Source organism: Streptomyces sp. NPDC091271 (assembly GCF_044757505.1).
Lineage (GTDB): Bacteria > Actinomycetota > Actinomycetes > Streptomycetales > Streptomycetaceae > Streptomyces.
Genome location: NZ_JBIVVD010000004.1, coordinates 524,821 through 543,962, shown reverse-complemented (window position 1 = coordinate 543,962; position 19,142 = coordinate 524,821). Strand labels below are relative to the sequence as shown.

Here is a 19,142-nt window from a genome sequence, read left to right as displayed (position 1 = left end):
GGACCTGGCGGGCCGTCGTGCCGAGTCCGGTTCAGCCGTCCCGTTCCCGGTGACGAAGCGTCCGGATCGCCGCCGCGCTACGCGTCGGACTCCGTCGCCGTCGGCCGGCGCGAAGCCGCCATGGCGTCGTCCGGGTCGGTCAGCGGGCGCAGCCGGTAGGTGTACGAGTAGTCCTGGTCCGCGAACAGCTTGTACTCGTCGTGGGTGTGCGCGCCCCAGCTGTCGTCACCGCCCACCCCCATCTGCCGGTGGTTCAGCCGCAGGACGACTTCGTCACGGGGTGTCAGCTGGTAGTCGTGACGGATACCTGCCGACAGGTCCTCCGGGGTGAAGTGCGATGCGTTGAACTCGATCAGCGGCTCGCCGGACGCCAGCAGCCCCTTGCCGCTGCCGTCCGTCAGCGCCACCCACCGCACGTCCGTCCTGTTGCCGTTCTCCTGCGGTCGGAGGTAGGGGGTCCGCTTCCCGGGGACGGTGGAGGTGTGGAGGCCCACGTCGGTTCCGTTGTCGCGGTCCCAGTAGTTCTCGTCCGGCCCGCGGCCGTAGTAGCGCACATGCTCCAGCCTGCCGGGCAGGAGGAGCAGGGTGCCCACTTCCGGGATGTACGGGAGGCCGGCCGCGCCCGGGTGCAGGGTGTTGTCGACCTTGATCTCGCCGTTGCCGAAGACCGTGTACGTCGTGGTGTACGTGGACTCCGTCGAGGTGGGCAGGGTGCCGCTGACGGTGATCTCGACGGCCCGGTCACGCACCGCGCTCACCTGGACCCCCGTCACCTTCCGGCCGCTGCCCGCGTAGCGCCAGGTGCCGTTCCGGGCGGGCTGTCCGTTGCCGATGTCGTTGTCGGTCGGGGCCCGCCAGAAGTTCGGGGCGGGCCCCGAGGCGATCAGCCGGTCGCCGCCCGCCTCGTAGGAGGTGATGACACCGCTTCCCTTGTCGACGGTGACGGAGAAGTGCTCCCCGGTCACCGTCACGGAGCCGTCGCCGTCCTGGTGGCGCAACGGCCGTACGGAGTCCAGCGGCCGGGGTGTCACGGCCGGGCTGCCCGCGTCGACGGCGAGCTGCTGCCTGGCCACCTCGAAGCCGGCCTTCGCCCACTTCGTGGACTCCCTGGTGGTGAACGACAGCTGGAGGAAGTACTCCGTGCCCGGCGCCGGGTCGTCGGGCAGCGTGAAGGGGATGGTGACGGCCTTGCGGGCCAGGGGGGCGATGTCCAGCTGGGCGCGGGTGAGCTTTCCGCGCTGCACGACCTCGCCGTCGGCCACCAGGGCCCAGCCGCCGTTGAATTCCCGCAGGTTGGTGAAGAGGTACTCGTTGCTCACGGTGAACCGCCCGGCGGGCGCGTCGTCCGCCGTCACGTCGATCGCCTGGTGGATCCGTTTGATCTCCGTGGCCTTGCCGGTGTGCCCGCGGTCGGCGGTGACGATGCCGTCGCCGGAGAAGTTGCCGTCGTTGGGGTTGTCGCCCCAGTCACCGCCGTAGGCGAGGAACGTCCGTTCGGTGGGCCTGCGCTCCTTGAAGGCGACGGTGGCGGCGTCGAACCAGAAGCGCACGCCGTCGTCGCCGGGGCGCCGGGAGCCTGAGGCGATCTCGGCCGCGCTCAGGGCACGGGCGTAGACGCGCGCCCGCCTGATCGTGCCGCTGAACTCACGGGTCGGGTTCTCCCCGTCGGTGGCGAGCGCCAGAGGTGCGTTGTTGCTGCCGGGCGGCTGGGACGCGGCCTCGGTGGCCCTGGCCTCACCGTCGACGTAGAGGGTCAGGGTGGCCTTCGAGGCGTCGAATACACCCGCGATGTGGTGCTCGGTGCCGGTCCAGTCCTTCGGCAGCGTCCAGCTCGCGGTGGTCCACCGGCCGCCGGAGTGGATGAAGAACTCCAGGTTGCCGTCCGTCTGCTTCAGCGCGTACTGGGTGTCGCCCTTGGCGAGGATGGGCTGGTGAGAGCCGGTCACCTTCGGTGTGACCCAGGCCTCCAGGGTCAGGGAGCCGGTGATGTCGAGGCCTGCGTCACGGGCGAAGACCGTGCCCCCGTACACGCCCTTGTCCCGGTCGAAGGTGCCGCCGGCGGCGAGGATCTCCCCGCTCACGGCGCCGGGTCCGGCTTCCGTGAACAGCTTGCGTGCCGGCGTGGGCCAGGTGAGCGCCTGGTCGGCGAAGTCCCAGATCCAGCCGCCCTGCAGGACGTCGAAGCGGCGGATGATGTCCCAGTACTTCTTGAAGTTGCCGTTCGAGTTGCCCATCCCGTGGGAGTACTCGATCAGGACGAAGGGCCGGGTGTCGGTGGTGTCCCGGGCGCGCTGCTCGACCTGGGCGGGCCTGGTGTACATCTCCGAGCGGATGTCGCTGATCCCGGGCCGGTCGTCGCCCTCGTACTGGATGACGCGGGTGGGGTCGTACGAACGGATCCAGTCGTGCATGGCGACGAAGGCGGAACCGGTGCCGGCCTCGTTGCCGAGCGACCAGATGACGGCGCAGGCGTGGTTCTTGTCGCGGTGGACCATGTTCCTGGCGCGGGCCACACACGCTTCGGTCCAGTCGGCGTGGTCCCCCGGGTAGGTGTCGCGGATGCCGTGGGTCTCCAGGTTGGTCTCGCCCACGAGGTACAGCCCGTACTCGTCGGCCAGCTCCAGCCACAGTGGGTTGTTCGGGTAGTGGGAGGTGCGGACGCTGTTCATGTTCAGCCGTTTGATGATCTCGATGTCCGTGACCATGTCCGCGCGGGTCAGTGCCATGCCCCGGTCGGGGTGCATCTCGTGCCGGTTCGTACCGCGCAGGGAGACGGGCTTGCCGTTGATGCGCATCAGCCCGTCCGAGATCGCGAACTCCCGGAAACCCACCCGGTGCGACAGCGTCTCGGTCACTCTGCCTGCCGGGTCGCGCAGCCGCAGCACGGCGGTGTAGAGGTTCGGGTGCTCGGCGGACCACAGTGCCGGCTTCGGCACGGCCTTGGTCGACCGTACGGTCACGTCCTGTCCGGCCGGGGCGGAGCCGAGGTCGGCGGGCTGCCTCAGCGGGCGGGACCAGACAGGGTGCCCGTCGGCGTCGTAGAGCTGGGTCTCGACGGTGTACTCGCCCTTCCCGGGGGCGTCGCCGTAGGCGCGCACGGAGGCGGTGACGGACAGTCCGGCGGCCCTGTAGCCGTCGCTGAGGGGGGTGTCGAGCTTGAAGTCCCGCAGGTGGACGGCGGGGGTGGAGAAGAGGTGGACCGAGCGGAAGATCCCGCTCAGCCGGATCATGTCCTGGTCCTCCATCCAGTCGCCGTCGGAGTAGCGGTAGACCTCCACCGCGATCTGGTTACGGCCCCGCTCCAGGTGCGGGGTGATGTCGTACTCGGCGGAGGTGTAGGAGTCCTCGCGGTACCCCACCGGCTTGCCGTTGATCCATACGTAGTGTGCGGACTTCACCCCCTCGAACTGCAGGAAGACCTGCCGCCCCTCCCACTCCCGGGGGACGGTGAAGGTGCGGCGGTACTGGCCGACGGGGTTGTAGCGGGTGGGTGCGAAGGGCGGCTGGGCTTCCTCGCCCAGGCCGTTGGGGCCCGACCAGGGGTACGTGATGTTGGAGTAGATCGGGAAGTCGTAGCCGTGCAGCTGCCAGCAGGACGGTACGGGGATGGTGTCCCAGGAGTGGTCGTCGAGGTCGGTCCGGTGGAAGTCGGGGTCACGGTCGTCGGGCCGGTCGGCGTAGGCGAACTTCCACGTACCGTCGAGGTCGATCCGCCAGGGGGAGCGTGTCCGGTCGCAGGCCAGGGCCTGGGAGACGTCCGCGTACGGCATGAGCGTGGTGTGGGGTGGCTCCGAACCGACGTCGAAGACCGCGATGTTGTTGTTCCACTCCGGGTAGCCGTTGGCCGGCGGGTTCACGGCGGCGGGGGCGGAGGCGGCACGGGCGGCCGGGCCGGCGGGCAGGACCGTGGGGAGGGCGGAGAGGGCGAGCGCGCCGAAGCCGGCGGCTCCGCCCTCCAGAAGCCGGCGTCGGCTGACGCTCCGGGGCAGGCCGGCCGGCTGGTGGGGGGAAGACGATTGCTGCATGCGGTGGACCCCTAGGAATGGCCGTACTGCGGTGCGGCGCACAGCACGTAGGCGTGTCGAGTTCCGTTCGATGTCGTCGGAGTACCGAACGGGACCTCAGGGTCCGGACCTGCTCCGGTGGCCGCCTTCGCCTGCCCGGCGGAGTTCGCCGTCGTGCGTGGCGCTGCTGGTCGTCATGTCGATGCGGCTCCTTGCGCGGGAAGTTGCCTCTTCGTCACGTTCGAAATCTCGTCTCGCGTCCGAAAACCTGCCGCGACGGTAGTGACGGGTGGTGAAGGTGTCAACGGTGCTGCTGGTGAGGGGTGTCCCGATCGGCCAAGACCGGTCGACGCGACGACCTGCCTGGACCGGGTGGGGCATGGACTGCGGGCGCTCTCAGCCTCGTAGGGCTGCGGCGGGGCCGCCGACGGGCCACCGGGCGATCCCGCCCGCGTTCATCCGGCTTCGGTCGACGGGGTTCCCCGCGATGTCGAAGTAGCGCGCGCAGACGTCTCCGACAGCGCCCAGCTCCTTGAGCGTCTTCTGGTCCTCGGACGTGATGGCGTTGCCTGAACGTGCAGCAGAGGTGAGGGTTCGAGCGTGAACGGACGCCTCGGAGTGTCAAGCACCGCGGGGGTCACAGTGGTTGGACCCCAGCGACGCGGATGCCCGACGCGGCCGGGCGTCCCCTGCCGCGACGGTGGTGACGGGTGTCAGCGGTCGCGCACAGCGGCTCTTCAGCGCGATGGCGGCGTCGGTGCGCGCAGGACGGGCATCATCGTCTCCACCGCGTCCTGCGCGAGATGGTCGAGGATCAGCCTGCCGACCAGGGCCGGCTTCTCCAGCGGCACCAGGTGGGAGGCGCCGGGGACGACAACCAGCTGTGCCCCCGGGATCGCGCGGTACAGGGCTGCCGTGTGCTCCAGCGTCATCAGGTCGTCGTCTCCCACCATGGTGAGGACGGGCGCCTCGATACGGGCCAGATCCCCGGGGGTGAGCGTCGGCTGGGTGCGCCACATGTCGGTGATCTTCGCCGCCACCACCGGCCAGTGGCCCGCTCCGTCGGGCGCGACGGCCTCGTACATCTCGCGGAAGAACGCCAGGTCGTCCCCGTCCGGCGTCATCGCGTCGAGCATCGCCGGCTCGACGAAGCACTCGGGGCCGGGCCGGAAATTGGCCCCGATCACCACGGCCTTGCGCACCAGGTCCGGGCGGGCGGCCGCGACGAGCAGCGCGACGACTCCCCCGTCGCTCCAGCCCACCAGATGCGCCGGCTCCCCCACGACCGTCTCCAGGAAGGCCACCGTGTCGTCGGCCATGTCCTGGTAGGTGAGCGGCCCTTCGACGTCAGGGGTGTGCCCGTGCGCGCGCCGCTCGGGCAGGATGACGCGGTAGGCGTCGGCGAGGTCCGCGCGGAGCCCGCCCCAGGTCTCGTTGGTGCAGAAGCCGCCGTGCAGGAGGACCAGCGGAGTGCCGGTCCCCTCGGTCTCGTACCACGTCCTGACACCAGGAAGGTCCGCGTAGTCACCCATTGTCCCAGGCCCCTCTGGACTGCTGTCCTCCCTCGCCAGTCTGCGCCGCGCCGCTGACGCCCGCCACACGGGGGCTGTCAGCAGGCGCGTGCGCGGTGGTGATGGTCGGGGGGTGTGCGGGGTCCGGGATCCGGTCGCTCCAGCCGCCGGGGACCGCCCGGCCCTGCTGGCCGCGGAAGCGGACGGGGGCCATGCCGACGCGGCGCGTGAAGAGGCGGGAGAAGTAGGCGGGGTCGTCGTAGCCGACGCGGCGGGCGACAGCGGCCACGGGGAGCTCGGTGGTGGCGAGGAGTTCCTTGGCCCGGCCGAGGCGTATGCCGAGGAGGTAGTCCTTGGGGCTGCATCCGGCGCCCCGGCGCACGGCGGTGCGCAGCTCGGCGGGGGTCATGCCGTGGCGGGAGGCGTGTTCGGCGACGGACAGGGGCTGGAACGCGTCGCGGGCGAGGGCGTTGAGTACGGGGTCCCCGTCGGCTCCGACATCGGCGCGGGCGCGTCGCAGGGCGACGAGCAGTTCGTGCACGGCGGCGCCGGTCTCGACCTCGAGGAGGGGGTTGCCGAGGCGGGCGGCGCGGGCGATCCGGCTCACTGCGGCGCGGGCGGACGCGGTGTCCGCGAGGGGGACGACCGGGCGGTCGGTCTCGATGTAGCCGAGTTCGGTGTACGGGACGGTGGCCGGGCCGGTGAAGTCGACGAAGCTCTCGTCCCAGCCGGTGGCGGGGTCGGGACCGTAGTGATGCGGGATGCCCGGTACGAGCCAGATCAACGCGGGCGCCGTCACGGGGGTGCGCTCACCGTCCGGGCAGCGGTACCAGCCGCTGCCCGCGCTGATGACGACGGCTACGTGGTGGTCGAGGGTGCGGGGCCCGACGGTGGGCAGTACGCCGTGCTGGAGGCCTACTCCGAGGCAGACCAGCCCCAGCTTGTGGTGGGTGGGGCTCGGCGTGAAGTAGCGCATCCAGGTGTGGTACATCCGCTTTCCGTTTCCTCCCCGTCCGATCGGTTCGGCCCTCCGTTGTGTCCAAACAGAGCTGATCTTTGTCCATGGACCGCTCCGCCGCCAGAGGGTGAGGTGGGGGCGGTGGTGGAACGAGAGGCGGGGACCATGGCTGAGTTCACGGTGGGCGAGCGGGATTTCGAGCTGGACGGGCGGCCCGTACGGCTGTTGTCGGGCGCTCTGCACTACTTCCGGGTGCACGAGGGCCTGTGGGAGCACCGGCTGGCCACGCTGCGGGCCATGGGGCTGAACTGCGTGGAGACGTACGTCCCGTGGAATCTTCACGAGCCGGAGCAGGGACGCCACCGCGACGTGGAGGCGCTGGGCCGGTTCCTGGACGCGGCGGAGGCGGCCGGGCTGTGGGCGATCGTGCGGCCGGGGCCGTACATCTGCGCGGAGTGGGAGAACGGCGGTCTGCCGCACTGGCTGACAGGAGCGCTGGGCACCAGGGTGCGGACCCGCGATCCGGAGTACCTCGGGCACGTGGGGCGGTGGTTCCGACGGCTGCTGCCGCAGGTGGTGCGGCGGGAGATCGGCCGGGGCGGCCCGGTGATCATGGTGCAGGTCGAGAACGAGTACGGCAGTTACGGCTCCGACCAGGTGTATCTGGGGCGTCTGACGGAGCTGCTGCGCGAGCTCGGTGTGACGGTTCCGCTGTTCACGTCCGACGGGCCGGAGGACCACATGCTGACGGGCGGTTCGGTGCCGGGGGTGCTGGCGACGGCGAACTTCGGCTCGGGGGCCCGGGAGGCCTTCGAGACGCTGCGGCGACACCGGCCGGACGGCCCGCTGATGTGCATGGAGTTCTGGTGCGGATGGTTCGAACACTGGGGTGCGGAGCCGGTGGTACGGGAGCCGGCCGACGCGGCTTCGGCGCTGGAGGAGATCCTCCGGTGCGGCGCGTCCGTCAACATCTACATGGCACACGGCGGTACGAACTTCGGCGGCTGGTCGGGGGCGAACCGTGCCGGGGAACTGCACGGCGGGGAGCTCCGGTCGACCGTGACGTCGTACGACTACGGCGCCCCCGTCGACGAGTACGGCCGCCCCACCGAGAAGTACTGGCTCTTCCGGGACATTCTCGCGCGGCACCAGGAGGAGGATGCCCAGCTGCCCGACGTGCCGGCTCCACCCGCCGCGCTGGCAGCTCCGGTGGGCGCCGAGCTCGTGGAGTGGGCGCCCCCGGGTGACGTCATGGACACCCTCGGCGGCCCGGAGGCCGAGTGGGCGGTGCCACCGACGTTCGAGGAGCTGGGGGTGGACCGGGGGGTGGTCCGCTATCGGGTGGAGGTGCCGGGGCCGCGTCCGCCGTATCCGCTCGGGGCGACCGGGCTCCGGGACCGCGCGGTGGTGTACGTGGACGGGGCGCGGGCGGGGGTGCTGGGCGGCGGCCCGGCCGAGGCCGGCTCCTACACGGCGCTGGAAGGCCCGGTCGCGGGGCCGGCGGAGGTGGAGCTGTGGGTGGAGTCGCTGGGGCGGGTCAACTACGGGCCGCGTCTCGCCGAGCCGAAGGGGATCACGGGAGGTGTCCTGCACGAGCGGCAGTACCTGCACGGCGTGCGGGCGAGGGGGCTCGCCCTGGACGCGTTCGAGGACGCGGACGCAGTCGGAAAGGTTCCTTTCCGCGCCCCGGAGAAGGGCGCCGCGGGCCTCTTCCGGGGAACGTTCGACGTGCGCGGTCCGGGTGACGCCGGGCTCGCCCTGCCGGGGTGGGAGCGTGGCTTCGTCTGGGTGAACGGCTTCTGCCTGGGGCGCTACTGGAGCGTGGGGCCCCAGGAGTCGCTGTACGTTCCCGGGCCCTTGCTGCGCGAGGGTGTGAACGAGGTGTGGGTCCTGGAACTCGAGCGCTCGGGCGACCGCCGGCTGACTCTCAGCTGAGGCGCGCTGCCACGACGGCCCGCCGCGCGTCCGGGGATCGTCGGCCGTCCGACAGGGCTGTCGGTGAGCCGTAGGCGATCTGTCGGTGGCCACTGGAACCGTGGGAGCCGCCCGAGGGAGCAGCAGCGGTCTCCTTCAAGAACGAGGGAGCCCGTCGCCGTGTCGCTCACATCCTCCACCCCGCCCTGGGACGTCCATCGGCTGCCCGGGGCCGACGGCCGCGTCTTCCTGGTCACCGGCGGCAACGCCGGCATCGGGTACTTCGTCGCGGAGCAGTTGTCGGCGACCGGCGCCACCGTCGTCCTCGGCAGCCGGAGTCCGGCCAGGGCCGAGGCCGCCACGGCCTTGATCCGCATGCGTGTCCCCGGCGCGCGGGTACGGGCCGTACGGCTGGACCTCGCGGACCTCTCGTCGCTCGGAACGGCGGTGGAGTCCCTGGGGGTGGCACACCTCGACGCGGTGGTCCACAACGCCGGCGTCGCGCTCGACGACCCGCCACGCGAGGAGACCGTGGACGGTCATGAACTCATGTTCGGCACGAATCACCTCGGGCACTTCGCCTTGACCCATGCGCTGATGCCGCTGCTGGCTGCCGCCCCGGCGGCCCGCGTCGTGACCATGGGCAGCTTCGCGGCGAAGTCGGAACGGCTCGACCTCGACGACCTGCAGTCCCGGAAGGACTACCGGCCCAAGCGGACCTACGGACGCTCCAAGCTGGCACAGATGTACTTCGGCATCGAGCTCGACCGCCGCCTGCGCGCTGCCGGCAGTCCGGTGTCGAGCGTGCTGGCCCATCCCGGCGGGGCGCTGGACTCCCTCACCCCCTCACGGCCACCGGTCCATGTGCGGACCGCCGGCGCGCGGCTGGGCGCGGCACCCGCGGCCCTCCTCCTCCAGGGCAAGGACGCCGGCGCGTGGCCCGCGGTCCGCGCGGTGCTCGACCCGGCCGCGTGCGGAGGCGGGCTGTGGGGGCCGCGGGTCCTCGGCCTGCGGGGTGAGCCCCGACGTGAGGCGGTGTGGGACCACCTCACCGACCGCTCGGTCGCGGCGCGGTTGTGGGACGTGAGCTGTGATCTGACCGGCGCGGACCCCGGCACGAGCTGCGGACGCGCGTGATCCCGTGCACGAGGCCCGGCCCGTCGCCTGCGCGGGCCACGGTCATCGAGGTCGGGCCGCCCGGCACCCGGACCCACTCGTGGGCGCCGGGGGCGGGGCGGCCGGTCCGTCACACCTCGCGCACCTCGAAGGAGTCGAGGACGAACTCCGCAGTCCCGTCGTCACCGGTCCTGCGCAGGCCGACCCAGGTCTCCCCCTCGGACGGCGCGGTGAACTCGTGACTCAGCACGGCCGGTGAGGTGGCCACGGGAAGGTCCATGCGGGCGAGCTCGCGGGAGGCCGGTGCGTCGACCCCGGTGATCCACGCGTACTGGCCGGCCTTTTCGTTCTCGTACCGGAAGGTCACCCGGTAGCGCTTCCCCGCCTCGAAGCGGACGGTGTGCTGCACGGTCCGGTAGACGAGGCCGTCGTTCTCCCCGCGCGACTTCAGCGACTGGGTTCCGTCGACGACGTCGTCGATCACCTTTCCGTTCCAGCCGCGCTGGGTGAACGGGGCGTGCCGTTGCGCGATGTGGGTGCGCGGGTCCGTCGAGCCGCCCGCGTCGCCCTTGACGAACGGCCCCCAGCCCTGGGGCACGTGCTGGAAGTTCTCGAAGGCCACGGCTCCTTCCTTGGTGGTGCGCTGCGCGGCGACGATCCGCACGTTGTCGAAGCGGACCCTGGCGTCCCCGGCTTCGGCGCGCAGGGTGAGGTCCACGGGCCCGCCGCCGTCCGGCACGGTGAAGTACGTGAACATCCGCTGGAAGCGGGTGTCGTGTTTGCGGTCCGCCGCGACGAGGTTGACGGCGGTGGAGGAGTCCGTCCAGTTCTCGGCCGTGGTGCCGTCGGCGGTCCGCACGGTGAGCGCGGCCCGTCGCCGCTCCCCCGCCTGCTCCCCCACCTCCACCTGTACGGAGGCGGCGTAGGTGCCCGGCGCGAGACGGGCGATCCGCTGTCCGACGGCTGCCGCAGGACCGGCACCGACGACCAGTTCGTAGTCGCCGAGGGCGCTGAGTTCGACCGACGCCGGGCCGTCGACGTGCCAGCCGTCCAGGGAACCCGAGTTGAAGCCCGGATCGCGGAGGGGTGTGGCCTGCCCCCATTCCGGGTCCCTGTTCGCCGGCATCCGGGTGCGGTGGACGACGTACGGCTGCTCCGCCTCGGCCTCGATGGTGACGCGGCCGGAGCGGACGGGTACCTCACGGACGGATGCCCGCCCCTGGTCGGTGAGCCGGTGGACGAAGACCTTCGACCGGCCGGCCCAGCCGCGTGGCAACAGCCAGGTGCTGCTGCCGCCCGCCGGGTTGTAGTGGTAGAGGCGGTCGGGGTCGGTGGCTTCGCGCGGCTCCCAGGGCAGCAGGTAGCGTCCCGCCTCGTACACGACCCGGCCGTCCGTGGTGATGCGGCGGGTGCCGTCGGTGTCGTCCACGGACGTCTTCGTCGGGCCGAAGAACGTGATCTCGTGGGCGCCCCACGTCCTGACCGGGTACGCCTGGAGGTATTTGGCGGGAAGGCTGTCGGTCCAGATCTGCCGGTAGAAGGTGTTCCAGTCGGTCTTGTTGACCCAGCCCTCGAAGCTGCCGGTGCGCGGTATCCCCAGGAGCGTCGGCCACTTGTCGGCGAAGACGTCCTTCTGGTGGTTGCGGATGAAGCGGATCAGCTGGGAGTTGATGCCCCGGGACGTGTCGGCGCCGTAGTCGGTCTCGGTGGCCCAGTGGGACCACAGGGAGGAGCGTTCCAGGCCGTGGCCCCACTCGGTGGTGACCTGCCAGCCCTGCTTACGCAGGGCCCGCTGGAGCCGGTCGGAGGTCCAGCCGGACTCGCGGAACACGTCGATGTAGAGCGTGTTCAGGGCGGGGTCGGTCTCGTCCCTGAGGTCCTGGAAGCGCTTGATGATGTCGCCGGACACGAGATCGCGCCGCTGGTCGATGCGGTAGCTCTGGTCGAGCCAGTCCCACTGTTCGTTGCTCTTGTCCACGAGCGTCTCGGAGAACGCGTTCGCGACGGGGTAGGACTCGGTGGCGTTCACATGGACGCCGAAGTCGCTCCCCCATCTGCGCCCCTCGCTCACGAGCGTGTTGAGGTCCTTCAGGCCCCCCGCGCGCTCGTTGTGGTTGCCCGCGTAGTCGGGGTGGGCCGAGTCGTGGCCCTCCGACTGGTAACCCTTGAGGAGCGTGTACTGACGCAGACCGTCCGTGGCGAGGGAGATCCGCTTGACGTTGTCGAGCGTTACGAGGAACGGGTTGGTGGCCTGGCTCGCGAAGTTGAAGGGGATGTGCGGGACGACGCGCAGGTGCTGCTCGTCGGCGCCCAGCGGGTCGACCATGATGTCGCGGAAGGCGATGGCGGCGTCCTGCCAGTCCACCACGCCGTCGCCGTTGCGGTCACCGGTGATGATCACGGTGGCGTACGGGAGCGGCTCGGTGGCGTCCGGAGGCGCGGTCGCGGCCCTGTGTGTCCACTGCCCGCAGGCGAGTTCGGCCTTGACGTAGCCGTCCTTCCTGACGGTCCGGCGCCACAGCCGGCCGTTCTCCCAGGTGGCGCCCGGCGCGCTGTCGGGCTTGTCGTACGTCGTGTTGGTCTCCAGGGCACCGCCGAGCCGGTCGTGGGCGACGACGGCGTACGCGCAGCCGGTCGGCGCGGCGTCGGGCGCGGTGTCCGGTGTGAGCTCGACCAGGGTGTCGCCGCTCGTGGCCTTGTCGAGCTGGATCCGGGCGGCGAGGAGAGCGGCTCCCGGCTGGTCGCTGCGTACCGACAGGAACGCCAGCGACGGGATCTGGACCGTGCCGACGCGCAGATCCGGTGTGTCGGTGATTTCGGTGACCCGCCACTCGACCCGGCGGCCGGTGACGCGGATCTCGGCCCGGATCTCGGTGCCGCCGTCGAAGGCGAGGGTGTACGACGCCATGTCACGGCCGGAGCGTGAGGTCACCCGCGGGGTGCGGGCGGTGCCGTCGATCAGCACGGAGGTGACCGGGTCCTCCTGACCGTGCAGGACGGAGCCTCCGGCACGGTCGGTGTACGAGACGATGCGCGGGAAGTCCGGATCGACGCGCACCTCCAGTTCGCGGGAGCGCAGCACGGTCTCCCGCTGCGCCGCGAACGCGGTGCCCGGGCCGGCGAGGGCCAGTCCGGCACCCGCCAGTGCGGTTGCGGCCACCACGGTCCTGCGGCTCGGTCCGGGATCTTGTGCGTGCATGCTCGTTCTCCTGGCGCTGGACGGCATCTGTGCACGCCAAGATGCGCTGCTCGGGGTGAACGCGCCCATGGACAAAGGAGGGGCGGGTGTTGGACTAACGCGTGCGGCCCGGTCCGAACGCCCTTGCCGGCGGGATGGGTGCTGGGGCAGTTGCGGGGTAGTCGAGCCGAGACGTCCGCATACACGGTTCAACGAGGAGGTTCCGTCATGGCCGGCCCACTTCGAGGCCATTCACCGGCCCGCCAGTCATTTCGTGCTGACGCGCTACGAGGCCCACCGGTCCTGCCTCACCGGACGAACGGCGCCCTGGGGCAGCCGATGTTTCCGACAGATCGAGGAAGGCAAGGTGACTTGGCCATGAGCACGGCAGAGCGGCAGACCGACACCAACGACGACTCGTTGGGCGTCCTGGTCTCGCGCGCCTCGCAGCAGATTTCGGAGCTGGTCCGCGAGGAAATGCAGCTGGCCCGAGCGGAGATGACCCAGAAGGGCAAGCGTTTCGGGAAGGGCGGCGGCCTCTTCGGCGCCGCGAGCCTCATCGGCATCCTGGCGGCCCAGGCGCTGGTCGCGACCTGTATCGCGGCTCTCGCACTCGTGCTGCCGTTGTGGGCGTCGGCCCTCATCGTCACGGCAGTACTGGCGGCGGCCGCGGCGGCGGCCGCCCTGGCCGGAAAGAAGCAGATCGCCGAGGCCGGCTCCCCCGCCCCGGAGCAGACCGTCGGCAGCGTCAAGGCCGATCTGGCCGAGATCAAGGGAAAGGCACACCGATGAGCAAGGAATCCCGCACGAACATAGGGACCCCCGTCCCCGACGCCTCCAACCCCGAGGAGCTGCGCGAGCAGGTCGAGCGCACCCGCGACGAACTCGGGCAGACCGTCGAAGCACTGGCGGCCAAGGCCGACGTCAAGGCGCAGGCGAGGGAGAAGACCGCCGCCGCGAGGGAACAGGCCGCGGAGAAGGCCGCCCTGGTGGCCGAGCAGGTCCGTGGGAAGGCGGAGCAGGCCACGCGGCTCGTCAAGGACAAGACGCCCGATCCCGTTCTGGAGAAGGCGGCCGAGGCCGCGTCCCACGTACGGGAGACCGCCACCCGGGCAGGACAGTACGCGGCGGACAAGGCTCCCGACCCGCTGCTCGAAAAGGCGGGCCGGGCCACGACGTTCGCACGCGCCAACCGCAACCCGCTTCTCGCGGGTGGTGCGCTGCTCGCCGCTGTCCTGCTGGTGCGCCACCGTCGAGGACGCCGATGAAAATTTCCAAGATCGCCTACAAGCCGGTCGGGCTGGCCCTCGGTGCGGCGAGCGGCATGATCGCGAGTGCCGCGTTCAAGCAGACGTGGAAGATCATCGAGGGCGAGGGCGACGCGCCCGATGCCACGGACGAAGACCGGTCCTGGCAGCAGATCCTGCTCGCCGCCGCTATCCAGGGAGTCATCTTCTCCGTGGTCAAGGCGACCGTCGACCGTTCGGGCGCCGTGGCCACGCGTCGCCTGACCGGCGTCTGGCCGGGCTGACCCGCCGCGGCGCCGGCCCCGTTCCCCATGGGCCGGCGCCGCCGGGCTCCCCCCACGCGGTGGCGGGAGCGCCGGACGGCCGGATCAGGCGGTCCGGATCGCCGGGTCGGAGACGCCCGGGGCTCCGGTCTCCACGTGCCCGGCGAAGCGGCGCAGGAACGTCGCGTCGGCGTCGGAGACGACCTTGACGTCGTACCAGCGGGCGGTGGCGCGCAGGTCGACCGTGTGGGAGACGGTCGCGCCGGGGTTGACCTTGAAGGTCTGAGCCGCGCCGCCGTAGGCGTTGGTCACGGTCAGGTTGACCGCGGCCGGGGCGGAGTTGGTCATGCTGAGCGTCAGATTGCCGCCGGACGCGGTGTGGCGGGCGGTGACCTCGGGGCCGGCCTGCTTCGCGGGCCCCCGCCAGGTGCGCAGGAAGCCGTTCGGGCCCCAGACCGTGAGATCGATCCTGTTGCCGGTGGAGCTGCTGGTGCTCCAGGTGTCCGAGAGGGTCTTGCCCGCCTCCACGCTGTAGGGCCATGGGCCGTCCGTGCGGTTGCCCGAGGTGCAGTGGAAGTGGGCGCCCAGGGTGGGTCCGCCGGCGAAGGTCAGGGTGAATTTGGCGGTGGAGACGGTGGCCAGGCCGTCCACGTACGGGCTGTAGCCGAGGGCGCGGGTCGGTTTGGAGCCCGCCTCCTGCTTCGGCAGGGTGCCCGTGGCCGGCGGGGTCGGATGGTAGGACGGGTGGCGGTTCCTGTCCGGCGGTACGTATCGGGCCGTGGAGGGCAGCGCGGCGGGGGACGTGTCCGTACGAGCGAAGTCGAAGGCCGAGGTCAGGTCACCGCAGACGGCGCGGCGCCACGGCGAGATGTTGGGCTCCCGCACCCCGAAGCGCTTCTCCATGAAGCGGATCACCGAGGTGTGGTCGAAGGTCTCGGAGCAGACGTAGCCGCCCTTGCTCCACGGCGAGACCACCATCATCGGCACGCGCGGGCCGAGCCCGTACGGGCCGGCCGCGTAACCCCCGCCGCCCGCGTACAGGTCCTTCGACACGTCGGCCGTGGACAGGCCCCAGGCGGAGGAGGCAGGGGGGTACGGCGGGACCACGTGGTCGAAGAAGCCGTCGTTCTCGTCGTAGGTGATGAACAGGGCTGTCTTCGCCCACACCGCCGGGTTCGCCGTCAGCGCTTCCAGGACCTGTGAGATGTACCAGGCGCCGAAGTTCGTCGGCCAGTTGGAGTGCTCACTGAAGGCCTCCGGGGCGGCGATCCAGGAGACCTTCGGGAGGTTCCCGCCCACCACGTCCGCGCGCAGCCGGTCGAAGTACGTGCCGCCGGCCTTGACGTCGGTGCCGGTGCGGGCCTTCTCGTACAGGGCGCTGCCGGGCTGGGCATTGCGGTAGCTGTTGAAGTACAGCAGGGAGTTGTCGCCGTAGTTGCCGCGGAACGCGTCGTCGATCCAGCCCCACGACCCGGCGGCGTTCAAACCGTCGCCGATGTCCTGGTAGACCTTCCAGGAGACCCCTGCCGACTCCAGCCGCTCGGGGTAGGTCTTCCAGCTGTAGCCGGCCTCCTGATTGCCGAGGACCGGGCCGCCGCCCGTACCGTCGTTGCCGGTGTGGCCCGACCAGAGGTAGTAGCGGTTGGGGTCGGTGGCTCCGATGAAGGAGCAGTGGTAGGCGTCGCACACGGTGAAGGCGTCGGCGAGGGCGTAGTGGAACGGGATGTCGTTCCGTGTCATGTACGACATGGTCGTTGCCGTCTTGGCCGGCACCCACTTGTCGTACTTGCCGTTGTCGTAGGCCTGGTGGCCGCCGGCCCAGTCGTGGTCCAGCCCCTCCAGGAACTGCATCCCGAGGTCGGCCACCTGCGGGTTGAAGGGGAGGATGTCCTTGGTCCCGTTGGACTGGTGGAAGACGGACCTGCCGTTGTCCTGGAGCACCGGCCGGGGGTCACCGAAGCCTCGTACGCCCTTCATCGCTCCGAAGTAGTGGTCGAAGGAACGGTTCTCCTGCATCAGTACGACGATGTGCTCGATGTCCTGGATCGTTCCTGTGCCGCCCTGCGCCGGAATGGCGGCGGCTCTCGCGATGCTCTCGTTCAGCATGGCGAAGGCCGCGGTGCCGCCGGCTATCTGCAGGAACCTGCGACGGTCGAGCTCTGTCATGGGTGACGACCTCTGGGGTGGGGGGTATCGGGGACGCCCCAAGGACAGTGGTCCCGGGGTACCGGACGGGGGCGGGTTCGTGACACCACGCCGTACACCTGGAGAACGAAGGCCCTCCCCAGTGTCACGGACCTGCTCACGCCGACGGCTGGTGGGAGGGTACGGGCAACCCGACCACGAATAACAGGCCCCCGTGATAGCCCTTTGTCCGACAGCACACGAGACACACGCCGACGCGTACTCTCGCGAAGGCCGGTCCCGCGCCGCCGGCGGGCGCCCCCGCGAGCACCACACCTGCGGCGCGGGCGCGGCGCGACCAGGAACGGCGATCGCTCCGGCGTGGGCGCCTAGGAGGGGAAGAGGCAGCCTTGCGGGCCGTGCCCGGCCGGATGGGCCAGGGCTGCTGACGGCCTGCCGTTCCCCGGCTTCCCGCCGGGGAACGGCAGCCGGGCGGGGACGGATCGGGTTCGAGCGACACCCCCGCCACCAGGGACGCCCGGTTATCGGGTGTCGTCAGGCATGGGTCTCACGGTGTGCGCGGATGATGTCCGCGTACCGGTGACCGCTGCTCTTGATGGTGCGTGTCTGCGTCGGATAGTCGACATGGACGAGGCCGAAGCGCTTGTCGTAGCCGTAGGCCCACTCGAAGTTGTCCAGCAGCGACCAGGCGTAGTACCCGGCCAGGGGCGCCCCCTTGCGGACGGCCCGGGCGCACGCTGCCAGGTGCTGCTCCAGGTACTGGGCCCGCCCGGCGTCGTCCACCGCCCCGTCGGGGCCGACGGTGTCGGGGAAGGCGGAGCCGTTTTCGGTGACGTAGAGGCGGCCTACGCCGTAGTCGTCGGTCAGCCGCATGAGCAGCGCTTCGAGGCCGCCGGCGTCGATCTGCCAGTCCATGCCGGTGCGCGGCACGTGGGGCAGCCGGACCTCCCGGGCGTGCGGGACGGAGCCCTCCGGGTCGTCGGTGACGGTGACGGGGAAGTAGTAGTTGAGGCCGTGCCAGTCCAGGGGGGTTGCGATGACCTCGAGGTCCCCCGCGCGCTCGGGCAGTTCGACTCCGTACAGCTCCCGCATGTCCGTGGGGAAGCCGCGGCCGTACACGGGGTCGAGCCACCAGCGGTTGGTGTGGCCGTCCATGCGGATCGCCGCCGCGAGGTCCTGCGGGGCGGAGGACGCGGCCTCCACCGTGGAGTGATTGGTCACGAGTCCGACCTGGGCCCCGGGCGCCGCGGCGCGGATCGCCTGGGTCGCCAGTCCGTGGCCCAGCAGCAGGTGGTAGGAGGCCCGGACCGCCGCGGTGAGGTCGGTCAGGCCGGGGGCCATCCGACCTTCCAGGTGCCCGATCCATCCGGAGCACAGCGGTTCGTTCAGAGTGGCCCACCGGGTGACCCTGTCGCCCAGGCGTCCTGCCACGACGGCCGCGTATGCGGCGAGGTGTTCGGCGGTGTCACGCACCGTCCACCCGCCCCGGTCCTGAAGGGCCTGGGGAAGGTCCCAGTGGTAGAGGGTGATGTTGGGAGTGATGCCCGCGTCCAGGAGGCCGTCCACCAACCGGTCGTAGAAGTCGAGCCCCGCCGCGTTGACCGGTCCGTCGCCGCCCGGGACGATGCGCGGCCAGGCCGTCGACATGCGGTACGAGTCGGCGCCCAGCCGCTTCATGAGGGCGACGTCCTCCGGCCACCGGTGGTAGTGGTCGCAGGCCTCGTCGCCGTGGTCACCGTTGGCGACCTTTCCCGGGGTGTGGGAGAAGGTGTCCCAGATCGAAGGCGACCGGCCGTCCTCGGCGACGCCGCCTTCGATCTGGTACGCGGCCGTCGCCGTGCCCCAGACGAAATCACGGGGGAAGGCGGCAAGATCGATCGATTCGGTCACAAGGTACCTCGCAGACGTCGGACAGGTGGGGCGAAGCGGTCAATGGGGGCGGCTGTGCGGCTACTTGACGGCGCCGGCGGTGAGGCCGGTGACGAGGTAACGCTGGAGGAGCAGGAACCCGGCGACGACGGGCAGGCTCACCACGAGGGAGGCTGCCATGACCTGGTTCCAGTACACGTCGTTCTGCGTGGAGTAGCCCTGCAGGCCGACGGCCAGGGTGCGGGTGGTCTCGTTGGTCATGACGGAGGCGAAGAGGACTTCGCCCCAGGCCGTCATGAAGGCGTACACGGCGACGGCGACGATGCCAGGAATGGCCGCGGGGACGATGACCCGGAACAGGGCGCCGAGCGGGCCGCAGCCGTCCACCTTGGCCGCCTCGTCCAGATCCCTCGGCACCGAGTCGAAGTATCCGATCAGCATCCAGATGGAGAAAGGGAGAGAGAAGGTGAGGTACGTGATGATGAGGCCGATCCGCGACCCGAACAGTGCGATGCCTGTGGCGTTGCCGATGTTCACGTAGATGAGGAACAGCGGCAGGAGGAAGAGGATGCCGGGGAACATCTGCGTCGACAGGACGGTCACCGTGAACACGCGCTTGCCGCGGAAGTTGTAGCGGCTGACGGCATAGGCCGCGAACACCGCGATCACCACGGAGCAGACGGTCGCCGCCCCGGCGACGACCAGGGAGTTCATGAAGTAGTCGGCGAGGGGGACCGTGTCCCAGATGTCGAAGTAGGGGCTGATGGTCAGGCCCGAGGGAATCCACTGGAACTTCCCGGTCACGTCTTCCAGCGGCTTGAGGGAGCTGGTGACCATGACGAACACCGGCAGGACCACGAAGACGGTGAGGAGCGTCAGGAAGATCCGCCGCGCCCACAGGAAGGACTGCGGGGGTGCCATCGGGGAAGGGGCCGTG

13 protein-coding genes are annotated in these 19,142 nt (G+C 70.7%); 5 read left to right on the top strand and 8 right to left on the bottom strand.

Features of this window, described 5'->3' with window-relative positions; genetic code table 11:
- Positions 1-77: 77 nt before the first annotated feature.
- The 4 genes from ACIQM3_RS18965 to ACIQM3_RS18950 form a co-directional block, all read right to left on the bottom strand.
- Complete coding sequence (locus ACIQM3_RS18965; RefSeq protein ID WP_401625436.1) at positions 78-4,025, bottom strand: glycoside hydrolase family 2 TIM barrel-domain containing protein; 3,948 nt, start codon at positions 4,023-4,025, stop codon at positions 78-80.
- A gap of 375 nt (positions 4,026-4,400) precedes the next feature.
- Positions 4,401-4,565, bottom strand: coding sequence for a sugar-binding domain-containing protein (locus tag ACIQM3_RS18960; protein WP_401626459.1), 165 nt, complete (start codon positions 4,563-4,565; stop codon positions 4,401-4,403).
- 176 nt (positions 4,566-4,741) lie between these two features.
- A complete protein-coding gene (locus ACIQM3_RS18955) occupies positions 4,742-5,536 on the bottom strand; it encodes an alpha/beta fold hydrolase (protein WP_401625433.1) in 795 nt (264 codons plus the stop codon).
- Entirely contained in the window at positions 5,529-6,506 is a 978-nt protein-coding gene (locus ACIQM3_RS18950) for a helix-turn-helix domain-containing protein (protein WP_401625430.1), read from the bottom strand. The genes ACIQM3_RS18955 and ACIQM3_RS18950 overlap by 8 nt, the downstream gene beginning before the upstream one ends.
- A gap of 132 nt (positions 6,507-6,638) precedes the next feature.
- On the opposite strand from ACIQM3_RS18950, the gene ACIQM3_RS18945 reads away from it, so the two are divergent.
- Positions 6,639-8,408 (top strand): beta-galactosidase family protein, encoded by a 1,770-nt coding sequence (locus ACIQM3_RS18945; RefSeq protein ID WP_401625427.1) that lies wholly within the window; start codon positions 6,639-6,641, stop codon positions 8,406-8,408.
- Between the two features lie 159 nt (positions 8,409-8,567).
- Positions 8,568-9,524 (top strand): SDR family NAD(P)-dependent oxidoreductase, encoded by a 957-nt coding sequence (locus ACIQM3_RS18940; RefSeq protein WP_401625424.1) that lies wholly within the window; start codon positions 8,568-8,570, stop codon positions 9,522-9,524.
- A 109-nt stretch (positions 9,525-9,633) separates the two neighbouring features.
- Here the strand turns inward: ACIQM3_RS18940 and ACIQM3_RS18935 are convergent, their stop codons facing one another.
- Positions 9,634-12,702, bottom strand: a complete 3,069-nt coding sequence (locus tag ACIQM3_RS18935) for an endo-alpha-N-acetylgalactosaminidase family protein (protein WP_401625421.1) — start codon at positions 12,700-12,702, stop codon at positions 9,634-9,636.
- A gap of 357 nt (positions 12,703-13,059) precedes the next feature.
- On the opposite strand from ACIQM3_RS18935, the gene ACIQM3_RS18930 reads away from it, so the two are divergent.
- From ACIQM3_RS18930 to ACIQM3_RS18920, 3 genes are read left to right on the top strand one after another with little or no spacing between them, the layout of a single operon-like run.
- The gene (locus ACIQM3_RS18930; protein WP_401625418.1) at positions 13,060-13,473 is read left to right on the top strand and encodes a phage holin family protein; all 414 of its coding nucleotides are present in this window, start codon (positions 13,060-13,062) and stop codon (positions 13,471-13,473) included.
- Positions 13,470-13,949 carry a DUF3618 domain-containing protein gene (locus ACIQM3_RS18925; RefSeq protein ID WP_401625415.1) on the top strand — a complete coding sequence of 160 codons (480 nt, stop codon included), beginning with the start codon at positions 13,470-13,472 and terminating at the stop codon, positions 13,947-13,949. The genes ACIQM3_RS18930 and ACIQM3_RS18925 overlap by 4 nt, the downstream gene beginning before the upstream one ends.
- The gene (locus ACIQM3_RS18920; protein WP_401625412.1) at positions 13,946-14,212 is read left to right on the top strand and encodes a DUF4235 domain-containing protein; all 267 of its coding nucleotides are present in this window, start codon (positions 13,946-13,948) and stop codon (positions 14,210-14,212) included. Before ACIQM3_RS18925 ends, ACIQM3_RS18920 begins: the two co-directional genes overlap by 4 nt.
- An 84-nt stretch (positions 14,213-14,296) precedes the next feature.
- Here ACIQM3_RS18920 and ACIQM3_RS18915 read toward each other — a convergent pair whose 3' ends face one another.
- From ACIQM3_RS18915 to ACIQM3_RS18905, 3 genes are all read right to left on the bottom strand, one after another.
- Positions 14,297-16,357 (bottom strand): phosphocholine-specific phospholipase C, encoded by a 2,061-nt coding sequence (locus ACIQM3_RS18915; protein ID WP_401625409.1) that lies wholly within the window; start codon positions 16,355-16,357, stop codon positions 14,297-14,299.
- Between the two features lie 513 nt (positions 16,358-16,870).
- The gene (locus ACIQM3_RS18910; protein WP_401625406.1) at positions 16,871-18,226 is read right to left on the bottom strand and encodes a GH1 family beta-glucosidase; all 1,356 of its coding nucleotides are present in this window, start codon (positions 18,224-18,226) and stop codon (positions 16,871-16,873) included.
- A 60-nt stretch (positions 18,227-18,286) separates the two neighbouring features.
- Positions 18,287-19,126 carry a carbohydrate ABC transporter permease gene (locus tag ACIQM3_RS18905; protein ID WP_401626457.1) on the bottom strand — a complete coding sequence of 280 codons (840 nt, stop codon included), beginning with the start codon at positions 19,124-19,126 and terminating at the stop codon, positions 18,287-18,289.
- Positions 19,127-19,142: the final 16 nt, after the last annotated feature.

Bases quoted from the DNA above. Each gene is read 5' to 3' on its own strand.
- ACIQM3_RS18915 (WP_401625409.1), bottom strand. From the start codon at position 16,357: ATGACAGAGCTCGACCGTCGCAGGTTCCTGCAGATAGCCGGCGGCACC.
- ACIQM3_RS18905 (WP_401626457.1), bottom strand. From the start codon at position 19,126: ATGGCACCCCCGCAGTCCTTCCTGTGGGCGCGGCGGATCTTCCTGACG.
- ACIQM3_RS18965 (WP_401625436.1), bottom strand. From the start codon at position 4,025: ATGCAGCAATCGTCTTCCCCCCACCAGCCGGCCGGCCTGCCCCGGAGC.
- ACIQM3_RS18920 (WP_401625412.1), top strand. From the start codon at position 13,946: ATGAAAATTTCCAAGATCGCCTACAAGCCGGTCGGGCTGGCCCTCGGT.
- ACIQM3_RS18935 (WP_401625421.1), bottom strand. From the start codon at position 12,702: ATGCACGCACAAGATCCCGGACCGAGCCGCAGGACCGTGGTGGCCGCA.
- ACIQM3_RS18950 (WP_401625430.1), bottom strand. From the start codon at position 6,506: ATGTACCACACCTGGATGCGCTACTTCACGCCGAGCCCCACCCACCAC.
- ACIQM3_RS18925 (WP_401625415.1), top strand. From the start codon at position 13,470: ATGAGCAAGGAATCCCGCACGAACATAGGGACCCCCGTCCCCGACGCC.
- ACIQM3_RS18945 (WP_401625427.1), top strand. From the start codon at position 6,639: ATGGCTGAGTTCACGGTGGGCGAGCGGGATTTCGAGCTGGACGGGCGG.
- ACIQM3_RS18930 (WP_401625418.1), top strand. From the start codon at position 13,060: ATGAGCACGGCAGAGCGGCAGACCGACACCAACGACGACTCGTTGGGC.
- ACIQM3_RS18955 (WP_401625433.1), bottom strand. From the start codon at position 5,536: ATGGGTGACTACGCGGACCTTCCTGGTGTCAGGACGTGGTACGAGACC.